Annotated in this window: 22 protein-coding genes; 1 reads left to right on the forward strand and 21 read right to left on the reverse strand. The window is 36.0% G+C overall.

Translation table 11 applies throughout. The features are described from left to right. Nucleotides 1-15 precede the first annotated feature (15 nt). The 3 genes from JKP73_RS11235 to JKP73_RS11245 form a co-directional block, all read right to left on the reverse strand. Nucleotides 16-891, reverse strand: a complete 876-nt coding sequence (locus JKP73_RS11235) for a superoxide dismutase (RefSeq protein ID WP_200411234.1) — start codon at nt 889-891, stop codon at nt 16-18. A gap of 268 nt (nt 892-1159) precedes the next feature. Continuing rightward, the gene (gene scpB / locus JKP73_RS11240) at nt 1160-1759 is read right to left on the reverse strand and encodes an SMC-Scp complex subunit ScpB (protein ID WP_200411235.1); all 600 of its coding nucleotides are present in this window, start codon (nt 1757-1759) and stop codon (nt 1160-1162) included. Between the two features lie 2 nt (nt 1760-1761). Then, nucleotides 1762-2499: a segregation/condensation protein A gene (locus tag JKP73_RS11245; RefSeq protein ID WP_021291216.1), complete on the reverse strand. Its 738-nt coding sequence runs from the start codon at nt 2497-2499 to the stop codon at nt 1762-1764. 143 nt (nt 2500-2642) lie between these two features. On the opposite strand from JKP73_RS11245, the gene JKP73_RS11250 reads away from it, so the two are divergent. Further along, the gene (locus JKP73_RS11250) at nt 2643-2732 is read left to right on the forward strand and encodes a YjcZ family sporulation protein (protein WP_021291215.1); all 90 of its coding nucleotides are present in this window, start codon (nt 2643-2645) and stop codon (nt 2730-2732) included. A 59-nt stretch (nt 2733-2791) separates the two neighbouring features. On the opposite strand, the gene JKP73_RS11255 is transcribed toward JKP73_RS11250, so the two are convergent. The 18 genes from JKP73_RS11255 to spoIIM all read right to left on the reverse strand — a co-directional run bounded on the left by JKP73_RS11255 (nt 2792) and on the right by spoIIM (nt 17646). Continuing rightward, nucleotides 2792-3169 carry a GNAT family N-acetyltransferase gene (locus JKP73_RS11255; protein WP_200411236.1) on the reverse strand — a complete coding sequence of 126 codons (378 nt, stop codon included), beginning with the start codon at nt 3167-3169 and terminating at the stop codon, nt 2792-2794. Between the two features lie 174 nt (nt 3170-3343). Then, complete coding sequence (locus JKP73_RS11260) at nt 3344-3805, reverse strand: M50 family metallopeptidase (protein WP_021291213.1); 462 nt, start codon at nt 3803-3805, stop codon at nt 3344-3346. A gap of 34 nt (nt 3806-3839) precedes the next feature. Further along, the gene (locus JKP73_RS11265) at nt 3840-4277 is read right to left on the reverse strand and encodes a peptidylprolyl isomerase (RefSeq protein WP_021291212.1); all 438 of its coding nucleotides are present in this window, start codon (nt 4275-4277) and stop codon (nt 3840-3842) included. A gap of 83 nt (nt 4278-4360) precedes the next feature. Next, nucleotides 4361-5668 carry a diaminopimelate decarboxylase gene (lysA, locus tag JKP73_RS11270; protein WP_021291211.1) on the reverse strand — a complete coding sequence of 436 codons (1308 nt, stop codon included), beginning with the start codon at nt 5666-5668 and terminating at the stop codon, nt 4361-4363. A 94-nt stretch (nt 5669-5762) separates the two neighbouring features. Beyond that, nucleotides 5763-7253 carry a spore germination protein gene (locus JKP73_RS11275; protein ID WP_200411237.1) on the reverse strand — a complete coding sequence of 497 codons (1491 nt, stop codon included), beginning with the start codon at nt 7251-7253 and terminating at the stop codon, nt 5763-5765. 16 nt (nt 7254-7269) lie between these two features. Next, nucleotides 7270-7698 (reverse strand): stage V sporulation protein AB, encoded by a 429-nt coding sequence (locus JKP73_RS11280; RefSeq protein WP_021291209.1) that lies wholly within the window; start codon nt 7696-7698, stop codon nt 7270-7272. Then, on the reverse strand, nt 7679-8296 hold the full coding sequence (locus JKP73_RS11285) for a stage V sporulation protein AA (RefSeq protein ID WP_021291208.1): 618 nt from the start codon (nt 8294-8296) through the stop codon (nt 7679-7681). The genes JKP73_RS11280 and JKP73_RS11285 overlap by 20 nt, the downstream gene beginning before the upstream one ends. Nucleotides 8297-8553: 257 nt before the next feature. Further along, a complete protein-coding gene (gene sigF, locus JKP73_RS11290) occupies nt 8554-9309 on the reverse strand; it encodes an RNA polymerase sporulation sigma factor SigF (protein WP_021291207.1) in 756 nt (251 codons plus the stop codon). A 15-nt stretch (nt 9310-9324) separates the two neighbouring features. Next, nucleotides 9325-9765 (reverse strand): anti-sigma F factor, encoded by a 441-nt coding sequence (gene spoIIAB, locus JKP73_RS11295; RefSeq protein WP_021291206.1) that lies wholly within the window; start codon nt 9763-9765, stop codon nt 9325-9327. Beyond that, nucleotides 9762-10115 (reverse strand): anti-sigma F factor antagonist, encoded by a 354-nt coding sequence (gene spoIIAA / locus JKP73_RS11300; protein ID WP_021291205.1) that lies wholly within the window; start codon nt 10113-10115, stop codon nt 9762-9764. Before spoIIAA ends, spoIIAB begins: the two co-directional genes overlap by 4 nt. 107 nt (nt 10116-10222) lie before the next feature. Continuing rightward, complete coding sequence (locus JKP73_RS11305; RefSeq protein WP_021291204.1) at nt 10223-11404, reverse strand: D-alanyl-D-alanine carboxypeptidase family protein; 1182 nt, start codon at nt 11402-11404, stop codon at nt 10223-10225. Nucleotides 11405-11706: 302 nt separating this feature from the next. Continuing rightward, nucleotides 11707-13011, reverse strand: a complete 1305-nt coding sequence (locus JKP73_RS11310) for a pyrimidine-nucleoside phosphorylase (protein WP_031335516.1) — start codon at nt 13009-13011, stop codon at nt 11707-11709. Nucleotides 13012-13023: 12 nt separating this feature from the next. Next, entirely contained in the window at nt 13024-13848 is an 825-nt protein-coding gene (locus JKP73_RS11315) for a purine-nucleoside phosphorylase (protein WP_160807158.1), read from the reverse strand. 4 nt (nt 13849-13852) lie between these two features. Beyond that, the gene (deoB, locus tag JKP73_RS11320) at nt 13853-15043 is read right to left on the reverse strand and encodes a phosphopentomutase (protein ID WP_160807157.1); all 1191 of its coding nucleotides are present in this window, start codon (nt 15041-15043) and stop codon (nt 13853-13855) included. A gap of 99 nt (nt 15044-15142) precedes the next feature. Then, nucleotides 15143-16036 carry a site-specific tyrosine recombinase XerD gene (gene xerD / locus JKP73_RS11325; RefSeq protein WP_021291200.1) on the reverse strand — a complete coding sequence of 298 codons (894 nt, stop codon included), beginning with the start codon at nt 16034-16036 and terminating at the stop codon, nt 15143-15145. Between the two features lie 4 nt (nt 16037-16040). Next, nucleotides 16041-16247, reverse strand: a complete 207-nt coding sequence (locus tag JKP73_RS11330; RefSeq protein ID WP_021291199.1) for a YqzK family protein — start codon at nt 16245-16247, stop codon at nt 16041-16043. A gap of 193 nt (nt 16248-16440) precedes the next feature. Next, nucleotides 16441-16899, reverse strand: coding sequence for a ferric iron uptake transcriptional regulator (gene fur, locus JKP73_RS11335; RefSeq protein ID WP_021291198.1), 459 nt, complete (start codon nt 16897-16899; stop codon nt 16441-16443). Between the two features lie 111 nt (nt 16900-17010). Then, nucleotides 17011-17646, reverse strand: coding sequence for a stage II sporulation protein M (spoIIM, locus tag JKP73_RS11340; RefSeq protein WP_021291197.1), 636 nt, complete (start codon nt 17644-17646; stop codon nt 17011-17013). Between the last annotated feature and the right edge of the window lie 72 nt (nt 17647-17718).

Below are 17718 nucleotides of genomic sequence, written 5' to 3' on the forward strand. Positions count from 1 at the left end.
GAATAACCTGCCTTATTAATATAATTCCCACTTTACTTTCATTGCTTTATTGAGTCGATTAGCTACATCTTTCCAATTTACGACATTCCACCAATTATCAACATATACTTTTTTATCTGTTTTATATTGTAAATAATACGCATGTTCCCATACATCTAAAACGAGAAGAGGTATAATGTCAGCTATTTGGAATAATTGATGTTTTTCAAATGATTGTACGCCTAATTTTCCATTTCTAGGATTCCAAAATAGGATAGCCCAACCATCGCCTTCGACAGAGTTAGCTGTAGCAGTAAATAATGCTTTAAATCGATGCCATGATCCAAAGTCTGATTCTATCGTTTGTAATAATATACCAGAAGGTCGTTTTGCTGCATCAGGTGTCATATTAAACCAAAATATCGTATGCAATTGGTGACCAGAGCCATGAAATGCTTGTTCTCTTAACCAATATTTTATGAGATCCTTATTTAGCTTTTTTCCGTACAGTTCTTTTTCTGCTTTATTTAAACCATCTACATACCCTTGATGATGGACATCATGATGTAAACGCATAATTTCTTCACTGATGTAAGGTTCCAGCGCATTGTATGCATATGGTAATGGAGGCAGCTTATGCTGTCCATAATCAATACTATCCTCCTTAGAGCCTTTATGTTGCGATTGATGGATCTGATATAAGATTCTTTCGCCTTCATTATGAACAGTAGTCAATTTTTCTGCTGATCGTAATTGCTGCATTTGTTTCAATTGATTCACATCATGTTGCCAATTATCCAGCTGACTTAACAGTTGTTCTTGATTTTCAATCTCTGATTTTTCGATTGTGGCTCGTGCTTGATTTCCCCATTGGATAAGATTATCTAGGTATTCATTAACCGAACGATCCATATCATCACCTCAAGGTAGCATATGCCTATATCGGGTTGATGTGAATCAAAAAAATGTAGTCCTATGCTTTCTTCATGCGCAAACGACACGAGAACCCGTTTAGAAAGGCTACATTCGTACAAAAGTATCTTGTTCCTATAGTAATCCAAACGATTTCACTCGACGCCGTTGGGATTAGTTGTTTTACATCCCCTAAAGGTTTATTTTCACACAAACAGAGCCTGTGGTTTAAAAAGACATAATTAAAAAAACTGGCGGTTTGCCAGCTTTACTTCGGTTCATTTTCATTTATATTTTCACTAAATCGTTCAAAAAACAAATCTGCCTCTGACTCCAGTTCTCCTTCAGTTTCTGGATTTTCAGGTAGAGGAGGCAAATCTTCGAGAGAAGTTAGTCCGAAGTATGTTAAAAATTCTTTTGTGGTAGCGAAAAGCATCGGTTTACCTACCGTATCTTTTCTACCAACTTCTTCGATTAATAATCGGGAAAGGAGCGTTTGAACAGGGCGATCACTCTTAACACCCCGAATATCTTCAATCTCTGTTCTCGTAATTGGTTGCTGATAAGCGATAATTGCTAATGTTTCAAGAGCAGCTTGAGACATTCGTGATGTTTGAGGTGTTTCTAATAATCTTTTATAATATTCGCTATGTTCTGGTTTTGTTGTCAAATGGAATACTTCATGTGCTTGCATTAGCATGATACCACGGTCTGTGCTTTCATAATCATATTTTAATTCTTCCATTAAATGTTCAATTGTTGCTTCCGTTACTTCCATTATTTTTGAAAGCTGTTTTATGGTAATCCCTTCATTTCCGGAAGCAAACAATAATCCTTCTACAATCGCTTTTAATTTTGATATTTCCACCCTTATTCCTCCATACGAAACACATATAATGCATCCAATTGTTTTTCTTGTTTACAATAAACTTGATTATTTTTCATTAATTCTAATAATGATATGAAGGTTACTACAATATGGGATCTAGTTTGCGTCGTAAATAAGTGATCAAATAATATTCCTTCATCTGACAGATTAACAACTTCAAGTACTTCTTTCATACGTTGTTCTATAGATACTTCCATACGCTTAATCTTCGTATCTAAAGGAGTATTCCATTTCTTACGTTCAAACATTTTTCCTAGAGCATTAATCATATCATATACAGATAAATCGCCTTGGACAACCGTTGTTGTCTCACTTAGGTAGTTATCAAAGTTTGCAGGTGGCCTTGTATACAGTTGATTAGCCTCTCTTTCTTTTTCCTGTAATTGTGCAGCAGCTTCTTTATATTTTCTATATTCAATTAATCGATACATTAATTCTTCACGAGGATCCTCCATATATTCTTCAACTTCGTCATCTATCTCCGGTTTTGGCAGTAGCATTTGGCTTTTAATTTCCACCAGCGTTGCCGCCATTACAAGATATTCGCTTGCTACATTTAACTCAAGCTGATGCATGGTGTGAATATAATTCATGTATTGTTCTGTGATTTGTGCTACAGGAATATCATAAATATCAATTTCGTATTGATTAATTAAATGGAGCAGTAAATCAAGCGGTCCTTCGAACGCATCTAATTTCACCTGATATGCTTGATTCAATTTATTTCGTCCCTTTCCTTCTAAAAATTAGTGCAATAATTATAAACGCCCATACACGATTGAATATCCCGTCATACGTTATTACTGTAAGATAAATGTTATTAAAGACATTTAGGCAAAGAAGAAAAAGGAGGTATTTCATCATGAGTGGTGGATATGGTTACGGCGGAGGTTTCGCGTTAATCGTAGTATTGTTCATTTTATTAATTATTGTCGGTGCTGCTTGGCTCTAAGTCATTGATTACATGGAGCAGCACGAAAATAAAAGCCGGCCCTTAAGAGGGCTGGCTTTTTATTCATCGTTTTCCTTCTCTTCCTTTGAATCACCATCGCATTTCATATAAAATTGCTGAATTTTATCACTTGCACAAACAGCATATTTGTTATGATAAAGCCTCTCAATTTCATTGACCATTTTTTTGCCAATTCCGAGATTACGATGAGAAGGATTTACGGAAACATGCTGAATAACAGCATTTATTTCATCTTCTATCCTTACCCCGACAGCACCAAGTATATCTTCTTCTTTCCACAAATATAGATGCCAATCTGGATTCGTTTCATATTCTTTTATCGTTTGTTGCAATTTCTTTACATCTTTTTCTTCTGGCATAAAAGATAATAAACCCATTGCGATTTTTTCTTGATTCTTCTTATAGCGAATTAACATAAATACCCCTCATTAACGTAATAACTTACGTATACATCGAAAGCTTGAATTCATTTGATGTTCGTTTAATCATTTAATGTATTATCAAATTAGCTACTTTTGGAGTTTGTAATTATATTTATGCATGTTTTATCTAGTTTGTCAAATTTAGCTTTTTTATAGATACAACATGGTTCAATTACCTTTTATTTGCTTTAATAATAAGTTAAAAACGACATATCCGTCTGTTCTTTTCCCTTGATAGCGAAATGGTATCAGATTAATAATAGATAACCAAGCATTAAATAGCAAAAATAACTGAATTAATGAGTTAGCATTCATTTGATAGAAAAACCAACAGATAATGACGACGACGCCACTCACAAATGGTCCAAATATGGAAATGAAGATTATTTCTAAACGAGTGTAGCAAGGTTGTCTCTCACTTGTTGCAACTCCTCCCAAAAAGAACAACGGATAAATTATCATGTGGACCTTACCCACTATAACGGTTTTTCCTTTTTTTCCAACCCCAATAGATATGTAGATTCGATCTGCTCCAATGAGCCATGCAGCAATAGCATGGCCAAATTCATGTATGAATATACTTACTGGAGCTACTAACAATAATAAATATACAAGCTTTACGAATTCCATATACGTCGTCATCCTTCAAGAAAACAAAGCATGCTTATGCAGGATAAATGTTTACTTCTTTCATAACATCCCCATTTTGCATGGATTTAGCAAATTCAATTCCTGAAGTAACCTGCCCGAATACGGTATGGACACCATTTAGATGAGGTTGAGATTCATGTACAATGAAAAATTGGCAACTTCCAGTATTTTTTCCGGCATGTGCCATTGATAGCGATCCCTCTTGATGTTTATGTGGATTTCCTTCTGTTTCACAATCGATGGTATAACCCGCTGAACCCGTTCCATTTCCAACTGGGCATCCACCTTGACTAACAAACCCAGGGATCACGCGATGAAACGTCAATCCATTATAAAAACCTTCATTTGCTAGCTTTTCGAAGTTGGCAACTGTATTCGGAGCTGCTTCTTCAAAAAGATCAAATTCAATTTTATTATCATTTTCCATTAAAATATACCCTTTTTTTGCCATGCTATTAATCACCTTTTTCTATTAGACTATCGTTTATTTTATCATTTAATTTCAACGAAGAAAAGAATTGTTACTATCGGTCGTTATTCATAACTCAAATCATTCCGCGTAATGTCCTGATATGTTTCCCGTTTTAATACTAACTTATCCTCACCATCTTCAATAAACACGATCGCAGGTTTTGCAATCCGATTATAGTGGTTAGCCATCGAATAACCATAGGCTCCTGTAGAAAAAACAGCTAATATATCATTCGAATGTACTTGCGGGAGCGGGAGATCCCAAATTAGCATGTCACCAGATTCACAACACTTGCCTGCTACTGAGACTTCACTATCTGGAGCTTGATTTGCTTTGTTTGCAAGGATTGCCTCGTATTTTGCCTGATATAATGCAGGCCTTAAATTATCGGTCATTCCTCCATCAACTGCTATATAATTCCTGATTCCTGGGATCTGCTTAATAGCCCCAACTGTATAAAGTGTAATACCCGCATTCCCCGCAATAGCTCGGCCAGGTTCTAACCATATTTCTGGCATTGGAATAGCTAATGCTTCCACCTGTTTCTTTACCTCATTTACGAGTTCCTTAACGTAAACTGCATATGGTATTGGTGCGTCCTGTGAAGTATAGCGAATTCCATATCCGCCCCCTAAATTCAATACTTCTGGAATAAATTGATACGTATCTTTCCATTTTTTAAGCTCTTGAAATAATACTTCTGTAGCAATTAAAAAACGATCTGTTTCAAAGATTTGGGAACCAATATGACAATGTAACCCTTTGAACTGTATGTGAGAATGTTGAAATAATTGTTGAAATGCTTGCTCTGCCTGTCCGTTTGTTAGATTAAAGCCAAACTTAGAATCTTCATTCCCAGTCATAATATATTGATGTGTTTTAGACTCAATTCCTGGAGTAACACGCATGAGTACATCCATCTGCTTGTCTTGTTCTTGTAATAATTCAGCGACAAGCTCTATTTCTCTAAAATTATCTACCACAATACAGCCAATATTATGATCAATTGCCATCCGTAATTCATTCATACTTTTATTATTTCCATGTAAGTGTATGTTTTCAGTTGGAAAATCCGCCTGTAACGCGGTAAATAACTCACCTTCAGAGACAACATCCAAGCACATACCTTCTTGTTTCATCACTTGTAACATAGCTACCGTTGAAAAAGCTTTGCTGGCATAGGCTACTTTAGCAGGTACATTCAATTCTTTAAACGTCTCAATAAACGCGCGACAATTCTCTCTTATAATATGTACATCATAAACATAAAGTGGGGTACCGTATTTATTTACAAGATCTATACTATCCACCCCACCAATTTCCAAATGTCCATGCTGATTAACTTGAAATGGGTGGTTATCAATTATCATGGTATATGTCCTCCAAGCAATTCTTTCGCAATTATATTTTAAAACTTTATCATATTGCTGTACAAAAGAAAAGAGCTAACCTTAGTAGTAGCTCTTAGTTATTATTTTTTTCAGGCTGTCGGTAATTATTCTTGGGATGCACTATACTCGGACGACTATTCGTGAATGGCATCGGAATCCTTACCAACGTATGCAGCATCGCTCTAGGGTTAAATGGTATAAATGGCCATAGGTAAGGAGTTCTTAATGACTTTAAGCTTGCTAAACCCAAGAGGTGTACTAAGAACATGCCGATAAATCCGTAAAGCCCATATAACCCAGTAATAATAACAAATAAAATATTAACTATCTTATTCGAAACACTCAACTCATAACTTGGAGTAACATATGTACCCACTGCACTAATGGACACATATAAGATTACTTCTGGACTAAACATACCAACATCGATTGCAATTTGACCAATAAGCACAGCTGCGATAAGCCCCATCGAAGTTGATAAGGGTGTCGGTGTATGAATAGCAGCCATCCTTAAAAACTCAATTCCGACAATTGCCATTATGATTTGGATCGGAATCGAAATATTACCGTCTTCATTTGGTCCAATAAACGCTAATTCTTTCGGCAATAAATTTGGTTCCATTACAAACAGTAACCATAATGGAAGCAAGTACATCGAAGCGAAAACAGCTAGAAATCGAATCCAACGTATAAAAGTACCAATTGCTGGTGTTTGCCGATATTCCTCTGCATGCTGTAAATGGTGAAATAAAGTAGTCGGTAAAATAATCACACTTGGGGACGTATCTACTGTTATTAATACATGCCCTTCTAATAAATGGTTGGCTGCAACATCGGGCCTTTCAGTATATCGTACTAGTGGAAACGGAATCCATTTGCGATTAATAATAAATTCATCAATTGTTTTATCAGCCATCGAGAGGCCATCAATTTCAATTTGTTCAACCCTGTCTTTAATAAGATTGATTAAACCTTCATCTGCCACATCATCAATGTAGCTGAGACATACGTCTGTCTTTGATCGCTCACCAACCTTTAGCATTTCATTTCGTAAACGTGGATCACGAATCCTTCTTCTAGTTAGTGCTGTATTTTCAATGATATTTTCTGTATACCCATCACGGGAACCTCGAACAACACGTTCAGTATCAGGTTCTTCAGGTGTCCTGCCTGGATAATTCCTAACGTCGATGATAAATGCATACTTCTCTCCATCAACAAAAAGAACAATGAGACCTGACAGCATTTGATCAATTGATTCATCCATTGTTTTTGCTTTTTCCACCTGCTGATGAAGCAGCCGATTTTCAATGATCTCTGGAAGTTTTTTGCTGTTTGACTCGTGGTCATTCAAATTAACCAGTTCTTTAAGTAAATCCTGAATAATAATGGAATCACATAACCCGGTCACATAATATACTTGAACTTTACGCTTTAACAACACAACTTCACGAAATCCCAAATCAAATGAGACTCCAATGCCCAATCGTTTCTCCATATATTTTTCTGTTTCTTTAATATTAGGAGAGACATGGATTTTTTGGTCATGTTCTTTCTTTTTCATATGTATCCCTCCACTCTCATTGTTTAACAAAGTATATCCATTGAAATAATGAACCAGCTATTTTACCAAATACAATCGCCATCAACAGCCAAAGCATATGTTTGTCCACTCCTATTCGCTTGTAAAGAATCGGAAAAACATTTAATACTTCTGTTAGTGCCGCTGCAAGCATGCCATTAAATATTCCCTGTAATAATCCCCAAATGGCGAGAAAAATCACCGAATAATTCCATGTTGAATTGGTAAACGATAAATACGTCCCAAAGATACTCGCGAACAGAATGCAAGCAGTATATATATTTAAAAACATCTCTGTTTTGCTTAATTGGATTAGCCTGGGAACAATCCCTAGCACCGTGATAAAAGCAACGTAACCAGCCCCTACAGCAATACCTGCAGAAAAACCAATGATAACCTCAATGAAGTTACTTAGAAGTATTGGCATCGTTTAATTTATTCTCGTATTGAATGACATAATTATCTAGGTCTTGCTGATAATTATAAATCTCAACTTCTAAGGGGCTTGGTTCTTCGTTAAATCGTTTATTAAACCAATGATTAAAAAACAATAACATACCGACACCTAGTCCAAATGAATACGGTATTTGAATCCAAAGTGGAAACTCTTTTACTTCACCTGTTAATAAATAATGAATCTTTTGCTGTACTTCTTGCATACTTACATCATAATGAAAGTTCATAATTGTCATAGCAGTACCAACAAATAATAAAATCCATACGCCAATCGATAATAATAAAGAAGGGGATTTCTTTTTTGGTTGTACCCGAATAATCGTCTGCGTCGGGCCGATTAATTGAAATTCTAAATCAGCATAATCCTTTATTAAGTGATCGATAATCAAAAAGCTATCGATAATGATAATATTTTTATCTTTTTTGGTTACATGATAAATCGGCGTGTTTTCTAATCTCCTTTTGACATTTCCGTTAGTTGAAATAAAAGCAATATCCTTTAATTTGATTTCTTGGTATCCAGATAGCTCTATATTCTTTTTCATACGTAAATAAACTTGTTCAGCCATAATGATTCTCCTCAAACAATTTATGTATCAAATAGTATTTGCCAAATATCCATTAATTATCACGAATTCTATACTTTCGTTTCGAAGAAATCTTTCCTACAAGACAATTGGCAGCATGTTCGAGTATATTGGGGCTGGACATAACTAAAATTCGTCTCAGCAATCTCATACTATTACCACAGAAACACACCCCGATTAACCGACAATGCCATCCACTTCAAACATAACGAAAAAAATCATCACCAAGGTGATGATTTTTATGAATCTATATTGATTTTCATCTCTTGCAGTATCTTTTTTTCTAATCTAGAAACTTGAACTTGAGAGATACCTAGCCTATCAGCCACTTCAGATTGTGTTTGATCCTTATAATATCGCAAGTAAACAATTAATCTTTCTCTTTCGCTTAAGCCTCGAATTGCCTCTTGTAAAGTAAGTTTCTCAAACCACTTTGAGTCTTGATCAGATATTTGATCCAATAAGGTTATTGGATCCCCATCATTCTCGAACACTGTCTCGTGGATGGATTGTGGTGATTTACCAGCTTCCTGTGCGTGTACAACATCTTCAGGTGAAATATCTAATTCACTGGCAATTTCATTAACAGTTGGTGACCTTCCTAGTTTTTTTGTCAGCTCATCTTTTTTCTTTCGAATACGATTACCAGTTTCCTTCAAGGATCTACTAACTTTTACTGTCCCATCATCTCTAATAAATCGTTGAATTTCACCGATTATCATCGGTACGGCATAAGTTGAAAAGCGAACATCATAAGATAGATCAAACTTATCTATTGATTTAATTAATCCAATACTTCCAATCTGGAATAAATCATCGGGGTCATATCCTCTATTAATAAATCGTTGCACAACGGACCAAACGAGACGGATATTTTTTTCGACTAATATATCTCTAGCTGTTTTATCTCCCTTTTGGCTTTTTTCGATGTATACTTTTACTTCTTCATCCGTTAACGTCTCGTTTTTATTATCACCTTTCACATTAACATTCATAGGCAAGACCCTTCACTAGGAACACACCGTCTTCGTATTAGTAAGTTGTTTTGTCATGTGAACCGTTGTTCCTTTTCCTGGATTAGATATGACCTCAACCGTATCCATAAAGTTTTCGATGATTGTAAATCCCATACCAGATCGTTCCAGTTCAGGTTTGGAAGTATAGAGGGGTTGTCGAGCTTCATTAATATCATTGATTCCAATACCTTCATCCTTTATAGTTAGCTCTACTTCCCCATCTATTAACGTACAAGTAATATACACTTGATGATGAGGCTCATTATTATAGCCATGGATAATCGAATTCGTAACGGCTTCCGATACTACCGTTTTTATTTCCGTTAGCTCGTCCATTGTTGGATCAACTTGACTTACAAACGCAGCAACGGTAACTCTAGCAAATGATTCGTTTTCACTGATACTTGAAAACGCTACAGCCATTTCATTTTTCATGATGCCACCCCCAAGGTTTCCAATGCGAATTCCTCATTCTCCTCTAGTCGCACGATTTTAAATAAACCTGACATTTCAAACAACCGTTTAACTGGTGGAGAGATGGAACAAACGACCATTTCTCCGCCTAGTTGTAATACTTCTTTATACCTACCTAGAACAACACCTAATCCAGAACTATCCATAAAGGTCATTGCTTCAAGATTTAATAGCACATGTTTAACATCGTTTTTGTACATAATTTCTTTCCATTCATTCCGTAATTGTTCTGCTTCGTGATGATCTAATTCGCCTGAAAGCCGAACAATTAGCACCTCTTCTTTGATAGCAAACGTTGAACTAAGACCCATGGCCTTTCCTCCTTTATTACATTTCTGTATATAAATCTTTCTGGATTCGCTGGGTCATTTCCTGCTACATGACAAAAGAAGAACTTTTTCTTAAAAATTAGCATGAATTATTCATTTTTCGCCATTCTTTGCAAGGTTCGCTTGAATAATGTCAGGTAAGATGCTTTTTCAACATCTTCTTCTACTGTTAAATCGGATCGAGAAATGATTTTACCTTCATTTTTCACCAATAATTCTCCGATTGAATCCCCTTTGGAGATAGGGAGGGTATAATCTTCATGTAGTTTAATCTCTGTAGTAACTTTATCCATGGATTCTCCCTTTTTATGAAGGGTGCTTATCGACTCGGAAGCCACCACATCGAGATGATTGTTTTCAGCTTTTAACATATTTAGCTCTGTTATTTTATCCCCTTTTTCAAATAGTTTATTGGTTTGAAAATGGTTGAATGCATAATCAAGCATTTGAGTTACATCAGCATTTCTATCCTTAGTAGAACCAGCGCCCATAACAACGGCAATCACGCGCATATCTTCTTTTTCAGCAGTGGCTGTTAAACAATATTTTGCGTCATTTGTGTACCCCGTTTTTAATCCATCGACTCCAGGGTAAAATTTGACTAATCGGTTTGTATTAACAAGCCAAAACTCATTATCTTCCCCTTTACGCAAATAATCCTCGTAGATGGAGGTATAATTAGTGATGGTCTCATACTTCAATAGTTCTTTTGCCATTACAGACATATCGTAAGCGGTACTATAATGATCTTCAGCTGGAAGTCCAGTTGCGTTTTGAAACTTTGTATTCTTTAGATTAAGTTCCTTTGCTTTTTCGTTCATTCTTTTAACAAAAGATTTTTCACTTCCAGCAATTCTTTCTGCTAATGCAACACTCGCATCATTCCCTGATGCTACTGCTACCCCTTTCAGTAAGTCATTGACACTCATCTCTTCTCCCGCTTCTAAAAATATTTGTGATCCCCCCATGGATGCAGCTCGTTCACTCACACGAATGGTTTCATCTAATTTTAATTTCCCTTCATCAATTGCTTCCATAATTAATAGCAGGGTCATTATTTTTGTCATGCTAGCGGGAGATAACTGCTCATGCTCATTTTTATTAAAAATCACTTTCCCTGTATCACGTTCCATAAGGATTGCTGACTTTGCGTTTTCAGCAAGATTTTCTGAATCGGGTGCAGCTTGGTTGTTCTCCTCCCCATATACAGTGAAGCTAAGGTTTGACATTAAAAAGACAACAATGGTTATAACTAATAGACCTTTTTTCATTCTTCTACCTCCAATAGATACTGAAACTAATGTGCAACTTCATTCAATAAGGATCTCTCCCCAGAAATGAGTCCAAGCTATATCATAAGCCTTCACATGAAGTAGGTTTTCCCCCGTGCAAACTGAGTAGTATAAAAAGGGAATTTACACTTATTCAGGTGAGTAAACTATCTACGATTAGGATAACCATTTCCTCCTTCAAATATACTCCTATATGATAAGATAACACCGGCTAACATCCCGGCATTTGATAAACGAAAAAACGGTTTGAATGCCATTCAAACCGTTTGGATGAGATAAATCTATTTTGTCACTGTATCATAAATTAAAGTAGGTGCTTCAACTGCCTCTTTCGTGATTGAAATACTTTTATAGAGTTTTTCTTTCACTTCTTCCACTTCCTCTGAGTTCGAATGAATAGTTAACAGAGGCTCACCAGCATCAACTGTATCACCAATTTTTTTATGAAGGACAATACCAACTGCTAGATCAATTGTCGATTCTTTTGTAGCTCTCCCTGCACCTAACATCATCGCTGCTGTTCCAATATCATCTGCGATGATATTGGCTACAGAACCTGAAGTTTTTGCTGGCAGTTCTACTTTATATGTCGCTTGTGGTAATGAATCTGGATGATCAACAACTGTCGTATCTCCGCCTTGTGATTTAAGAAATACCTTAAACTGTTCCAGTGCTTTCCCGTTATTAAGATTATCTTGTAATTTCAGTCTTGCTTCTTCTAACGTCTCTGCCTTATTCGCTAACACAACCATCTGACTACCAAGTGTTAAACAAAGCTCTGTTAAATCGTCTGGCCCATTACCTTGTAATGTTTGAATTGCTTCATGTACTTCTAATGCATTGCCGATAGCATTGCCCAAAGGTTGACTCATATCAGATATCACGGCCATTGTATTTCTACCGACTTTATTACCAATGGTAACCATTGCTTCAGCCAAAGCCTTTGCATCTTTTAATTCTTTCATAAATGCCCCTGCACCAGTCTTCACGTCTAATACGATCGCATCTGCCCCAGAAGCTATTTTCTTACTCATGATGGAGCTTGCGATTAATGGTATAGAATTCACTGTTGCAGTAACATCTCTTAAACCGTACAATTTTTTATCCGCAGGTGTTAAATTACCGGATTGTCCAACAACTGCCACTTTATTCTTATTAACAAGATCAATAAACTCATTGTTGTTGATCTCTACATGGAATCCAGGCACAGCCTCTAATTTATCAATTGTTCCACCAGTGTGTCCTAATCCTCTACCACTCATTTTGGCTACAGGCACACCTACCGAAGCAACTAGTGGAGCAAGGATAAGTGTTGTCGTATCCCCAACACCACCAGTTGAATGTTTATCCACTTTAATACCAGCAATATCAGAAAGGTCTATTTGGTCTCCTGACTCAACCATTGCTTTCGTAATTTGAGCACGTTCTTCATTGTTCATATCCTGAAAATAAATAGCCATTAATAATGCACTTACTTGATAATCAGGAATTTCTCCATTTGTATAACCATTAATAAAATAGTTAATTTCCTCTGTTGTTAATGCTTGACCGTCTCGTTTCTTTTCAATAATGTCATACATCCTCATTGTTATCACCTATTATCTTTGTGGTAGTGTTTCTATTACTTGTTTTACAAACTTTAAGAACGATTCTTTTACTTGTTCTGTGGTTTCAATAACTTCATCATGCGTAAGAGGCTGGTCTAATATTCCTGCTGCCATATTCGATATACAGGAAATCCCTAGCACGCGAATCCCCGCATGTCCAGCTACCATAACTTCTGGTACAGTAGACATTCCTACTGCATCACCGCCTAAAGTTCGAAGCATTCGCACTTCCGCAGGCGTTTCATATGCTGGTCCAGTATTTCCAACATAAATCCCTTTTTGTACGTTTATATGAATTTGCTTCGCACATTCCTCCGCATGGGCAATCAACGATTGATCATATACATTAGACATATCTGGAAAACGGACACCTAATCGATCATCATTTTTACCGATTAACGGACTGTCCCCCATATTATTGATGTGGTCCGTAATGATCATAAGATCTCCTGCTTGGAAATTCTCGTTAATCCCACCTGCTGCATTTGTCACCATAATAGAATCAATACCAAGTTCCTTTAATACACGTACCGGGAACGTAATTTGCTTCATGGAATAGCCTTCGTAATAATGGAAACGCCCTTGCATTGCTATTACTTGTTTCCCCTTTAATTGTCCTGCAACTAACTGACCTTTATGACCAGCCACCGTTGATTCAGGAAAGTCGGGTATATCTTTATAAGGTATAGTTACTGGATTTTCAATTTCTTCAGCAAGCACACCTAAACCAGAACCTAAAATTAATCCAATTTCGGGCTTTTCCTCTAATTTCGTTTGCAGATAAGTACTTGCTTGTTTTACAGCATTGTAATTCATGATACTACTCCCCTTTTGGTTGAATATTTTTTAGAAAGCTTTCTCCATGCTCTGGCATGTCCACCCCGAAGTTTTCTGAAATTGTTGCTCCAATATCAGCGAATGTTTGACGAATTGGAAGTTCTTCTCCTTTTGATATGCCATTATAATAAACAAGTAAAGGTACGAATTCTCTTGTATGATCGGTACCATGGTGAACAGGATCATTTCCATGATCGGCGGTAATAATTAATAGATCATCATCCTGTACTTCTTTCAATACTTCAGGTAGACGGGCATCATATGCTTCTAGTGCCTCGCCATAGCCTTGTGGATCTCTACGATGACCATATTTCGCATCAAAATCAACTAAATTTAAGAAGCTGATTCCATTAAAATCTTTTTTCATGGATTCCACTAATTTTGTCATACCATCATCGTTATCTTTTGTTCGTATAGCTTCAGTAACACCTTCTCCATCATATATATCTGAGATTTTCCCTAAGGCGATAACATCAAAATCATTCTCCTGTAATTCGTTCATAACGGTTTTACCGAAGGGTTTTAATGCGTAGTCATGACGATTAGATGTTCTTTCAAACTCACCAGGTTTACCAATAAAAGGACGAGCAATAACCCGACCAACCATATACTTTTCATCTAAAGTCAATTCTCTGGCAATTTCACAAATGCGATACTGCTCTTCAATTGGTATTATTTCTTCATGCGCGGCTATTTGCAAGACAGAGTCAGCTGACGTATATACGATTAATGCTCCTGTTTCCATATGTTCTGGACCTAGTTCATCGATAATTTCTGTTCCAGATGCCGGCTTGTTACCAATCACTTTTCTCCCTGTTCTTTCTTCAAGATGGTGAATTAATTCATGTGGGAATCCATCTGGAAAAGTGCGAAATGGCTGTTCAATATGCAAACCCATAATTTCCCAATGACCGGTCATGGTGTCCTTTCCATTGGATGCTTCTTGCATTTTTGTATAATATGCCTTTGGTGCATCCGCTTTAGCGATACCTGCGATTTTCCTAATATTACTTAACCCAAGGCTTGCCATATTCGGCATACGAAGCCCCTTCATATGCGCAGCAATATGCCCTAATGTATCTGCGCCTTTATCATTAAAATCTTCTGCATCAGGTGCTTCTCCTATTCCAACAGAATCCATTACAATTAGGAAAACACGATTAAATTTCTTCATGTTATATAACCTCCTAAATATTATATTCCCATTAAAGCTATTCACTATGTTAACGAAATCATTTTGTTGTATGATGTCAGACAACTAAAATCAAAAAATTTAAGCTCTTGGGTGATAGCTTTGGTAAATATCTTTTAATCTTGATTTTGTCACATGCGTGTAAATTTGGGTTGTAGATATGTCTACATGTCCTAGCATTTCTTGAACTAGACGTAAATCCGCGCCATTCTCTAGCAAGTGTGTTGCAAAGGAGTGTCTCAGTGTATGGGGAGTAATCGGTTTATTTATATTTGCCTCTAACGCTGATTTCTTCAAGATCTTCCAAAATCCTTGTCTTGTTAGCGGTTTACCATGTTGGTTTACAAAAAGGATTTGGCTATCTGTTTGTCGTTTAACCAATTTCCCTCGAGCATGCTGCAAATATTTTTCGATTGCCTGTATAGCGGCATTCCCCAATGGAACAATTCGTTCTTTTGCTCCTTTTCCAAAACACTGAACAAAACCCATCGTTAGATGAAGATCAGAAATTTTTAATGCAATCATTTCGCTTACACGTAACCCTGTCGCATAAAGTAATTCAAGCATCGCTTTATTTCGAATATGTAACGCACTATCCTTGGTTATATTTAATAAACGATCTATCTCTTTCACAGATAATATATCTGGTAATTTCCGCTCTTTCTTTGGTGTTTCAATGTGCAGACTGGCATCATGCGATACAATCTGTTCACGTAATAAAAAGTGATGAAAGGAACGGATAGAGGCTATATGCCTAGCTATTGTAGCAGAAGATTTATTTGTATCCTTTAATTGATAAAGGAAGCTGGTAATATCTTTCCTAGTTACCTGCTCCCAATTCGTCTGTTGAGCAACAGTTTTCAAATAATGGATATATTGCGTTAAATCTCTTTTATATGAAGTCAATGTATTATCTGATAGACCTCTTTCAATCTTTAAATAATGGAAAAAATCCTCTGCATTTTCTGTGAGCATTGTTCTACTCTCCTAAACGGAAAAATAAGTTCAATCGATCAAAAAAACTAGGCTCTTCGTTAAATACTTTCACCGCTGGTCCTTCAGGAGGATCATACCGATGATATTGTTCATATTCTGTATGCATTACACGTAACCCAAAATAAAATAAAAACGTACACGCAATAAAGATGATAAATACTTTTATCATATCCCACAGTATTCTCTTCATGAACTTTTGCTCCCCTAATCAAAATATATCCTATTAAAAGATATGCCAGAAAAGAAGAACAATATACATATTCCTATCATTCTATAGAAAAAAATCCTGTAATCAAAATGTACCGTTTTTATATAGGTTTGTAAATGATTTTCTTTTTTAAGATGAACAGTTTACATTCTCTCACAAAAATAGAGGCAACTTGTTAGCTAGATGCATTGACTGTAATTGTTTGACATTGTTTACAGATTCCATGAAATGTCAAACGATGGTCTTTCACTTGAAAGCCCCATTCATTTTGTACAATTCGTTCTACATCTTCTAATAGATCATCTTCAATTTCTTCTACTGAACCACATTCTGTACACACCAAATGATGATGAAAATGTTTGGCTCCTTCTTTTCGCAGATCATAACGCGATACACCATCACCAAAATTAATTTTATCAACGATCTTTAACTCGGATAATAATTCTAAAGTACGATAAACAGTTGCCAAGCCAATTTCTGGTGCTTTTTCTTTCACTAATAAGTACACGTCTTCCGCACTCAAATGGTCATCTTCTCTTTCCAATAACACGCGTACAGTCGCCTCTCTCTGAGGCGTTAATTTATAGCTTTGTGAGTGGAGCTGTTTTTTTATCCGATCAATTCGATGTTCCATGGCAGGTTCCCTCCCTCATATCCCATCTTTATTATATGCACCTATATGAACTGTGTCAAAACAAAATATTATTATTTTATATTTATAATAATTATAGTTTAAGTTTGATTATTAGTAAAATGATCGAATTAAGAGCTGCATGGCTTCATTTGCAATAAAGGTTTCCAATATTGCAGCTACACATGAAAATGCGATGAGCAATGAGAAAACCACAACATATTTTCCAAATGGCTGAAAGACGGGTTGAGCAATTTTTCGTGTGAATAATTTATTTAATAACGTCAAGGAGAAAATCATGGATAAGCTACCTGCAATAATGTAAATCGGTATAATTAATATATTTTGCGGTGCAATCGATAAGGCAGAAAGAAGCAAGCCGTCAAAGCCTAGCTGATTGACGATAAATCCTACAGAAAAACCAACTACAAGTCCCTTAATAAAGATAAGTATCCAGATAATGGGAAGACCAATCACGGATAGACCAAGTACAAAAATAAGCAATAAATATTTCATATGGTATAAAAAACTGCTCTTAAAAATAGCTAATTTTTCCATCTCTTGATTATCAACGATTTGTCCAAAAAAGCGCTCTAAATAAAAAAATAAATCCTGTTTTTGGACAAAATTCATACTATTAACTAGGATTGCTCCAAAGATGATCCCTGTTAAAAATAAAATAACCATAAATAAATAAATCGTAGCATGTTCCTTTATATGATTGAGTAGCACCGTTTTGTTTTTATGCATTGGAATCCTCCATTCGATATACTGCTATAGTAAAAACTATGAAGAATTCCATTTAAAAATACCAAATTTTCC

Origin of the sequence: Virgibacillus salexigens (genome assembly GCF_014905415.1) — a bacterium.
GTDB classification, from domain to species: Bacteria; Bacillota; Bacilli; order Bacillales; family Amphibacillaceae; genus Virgibacillus; species Virgibacillus salexigens.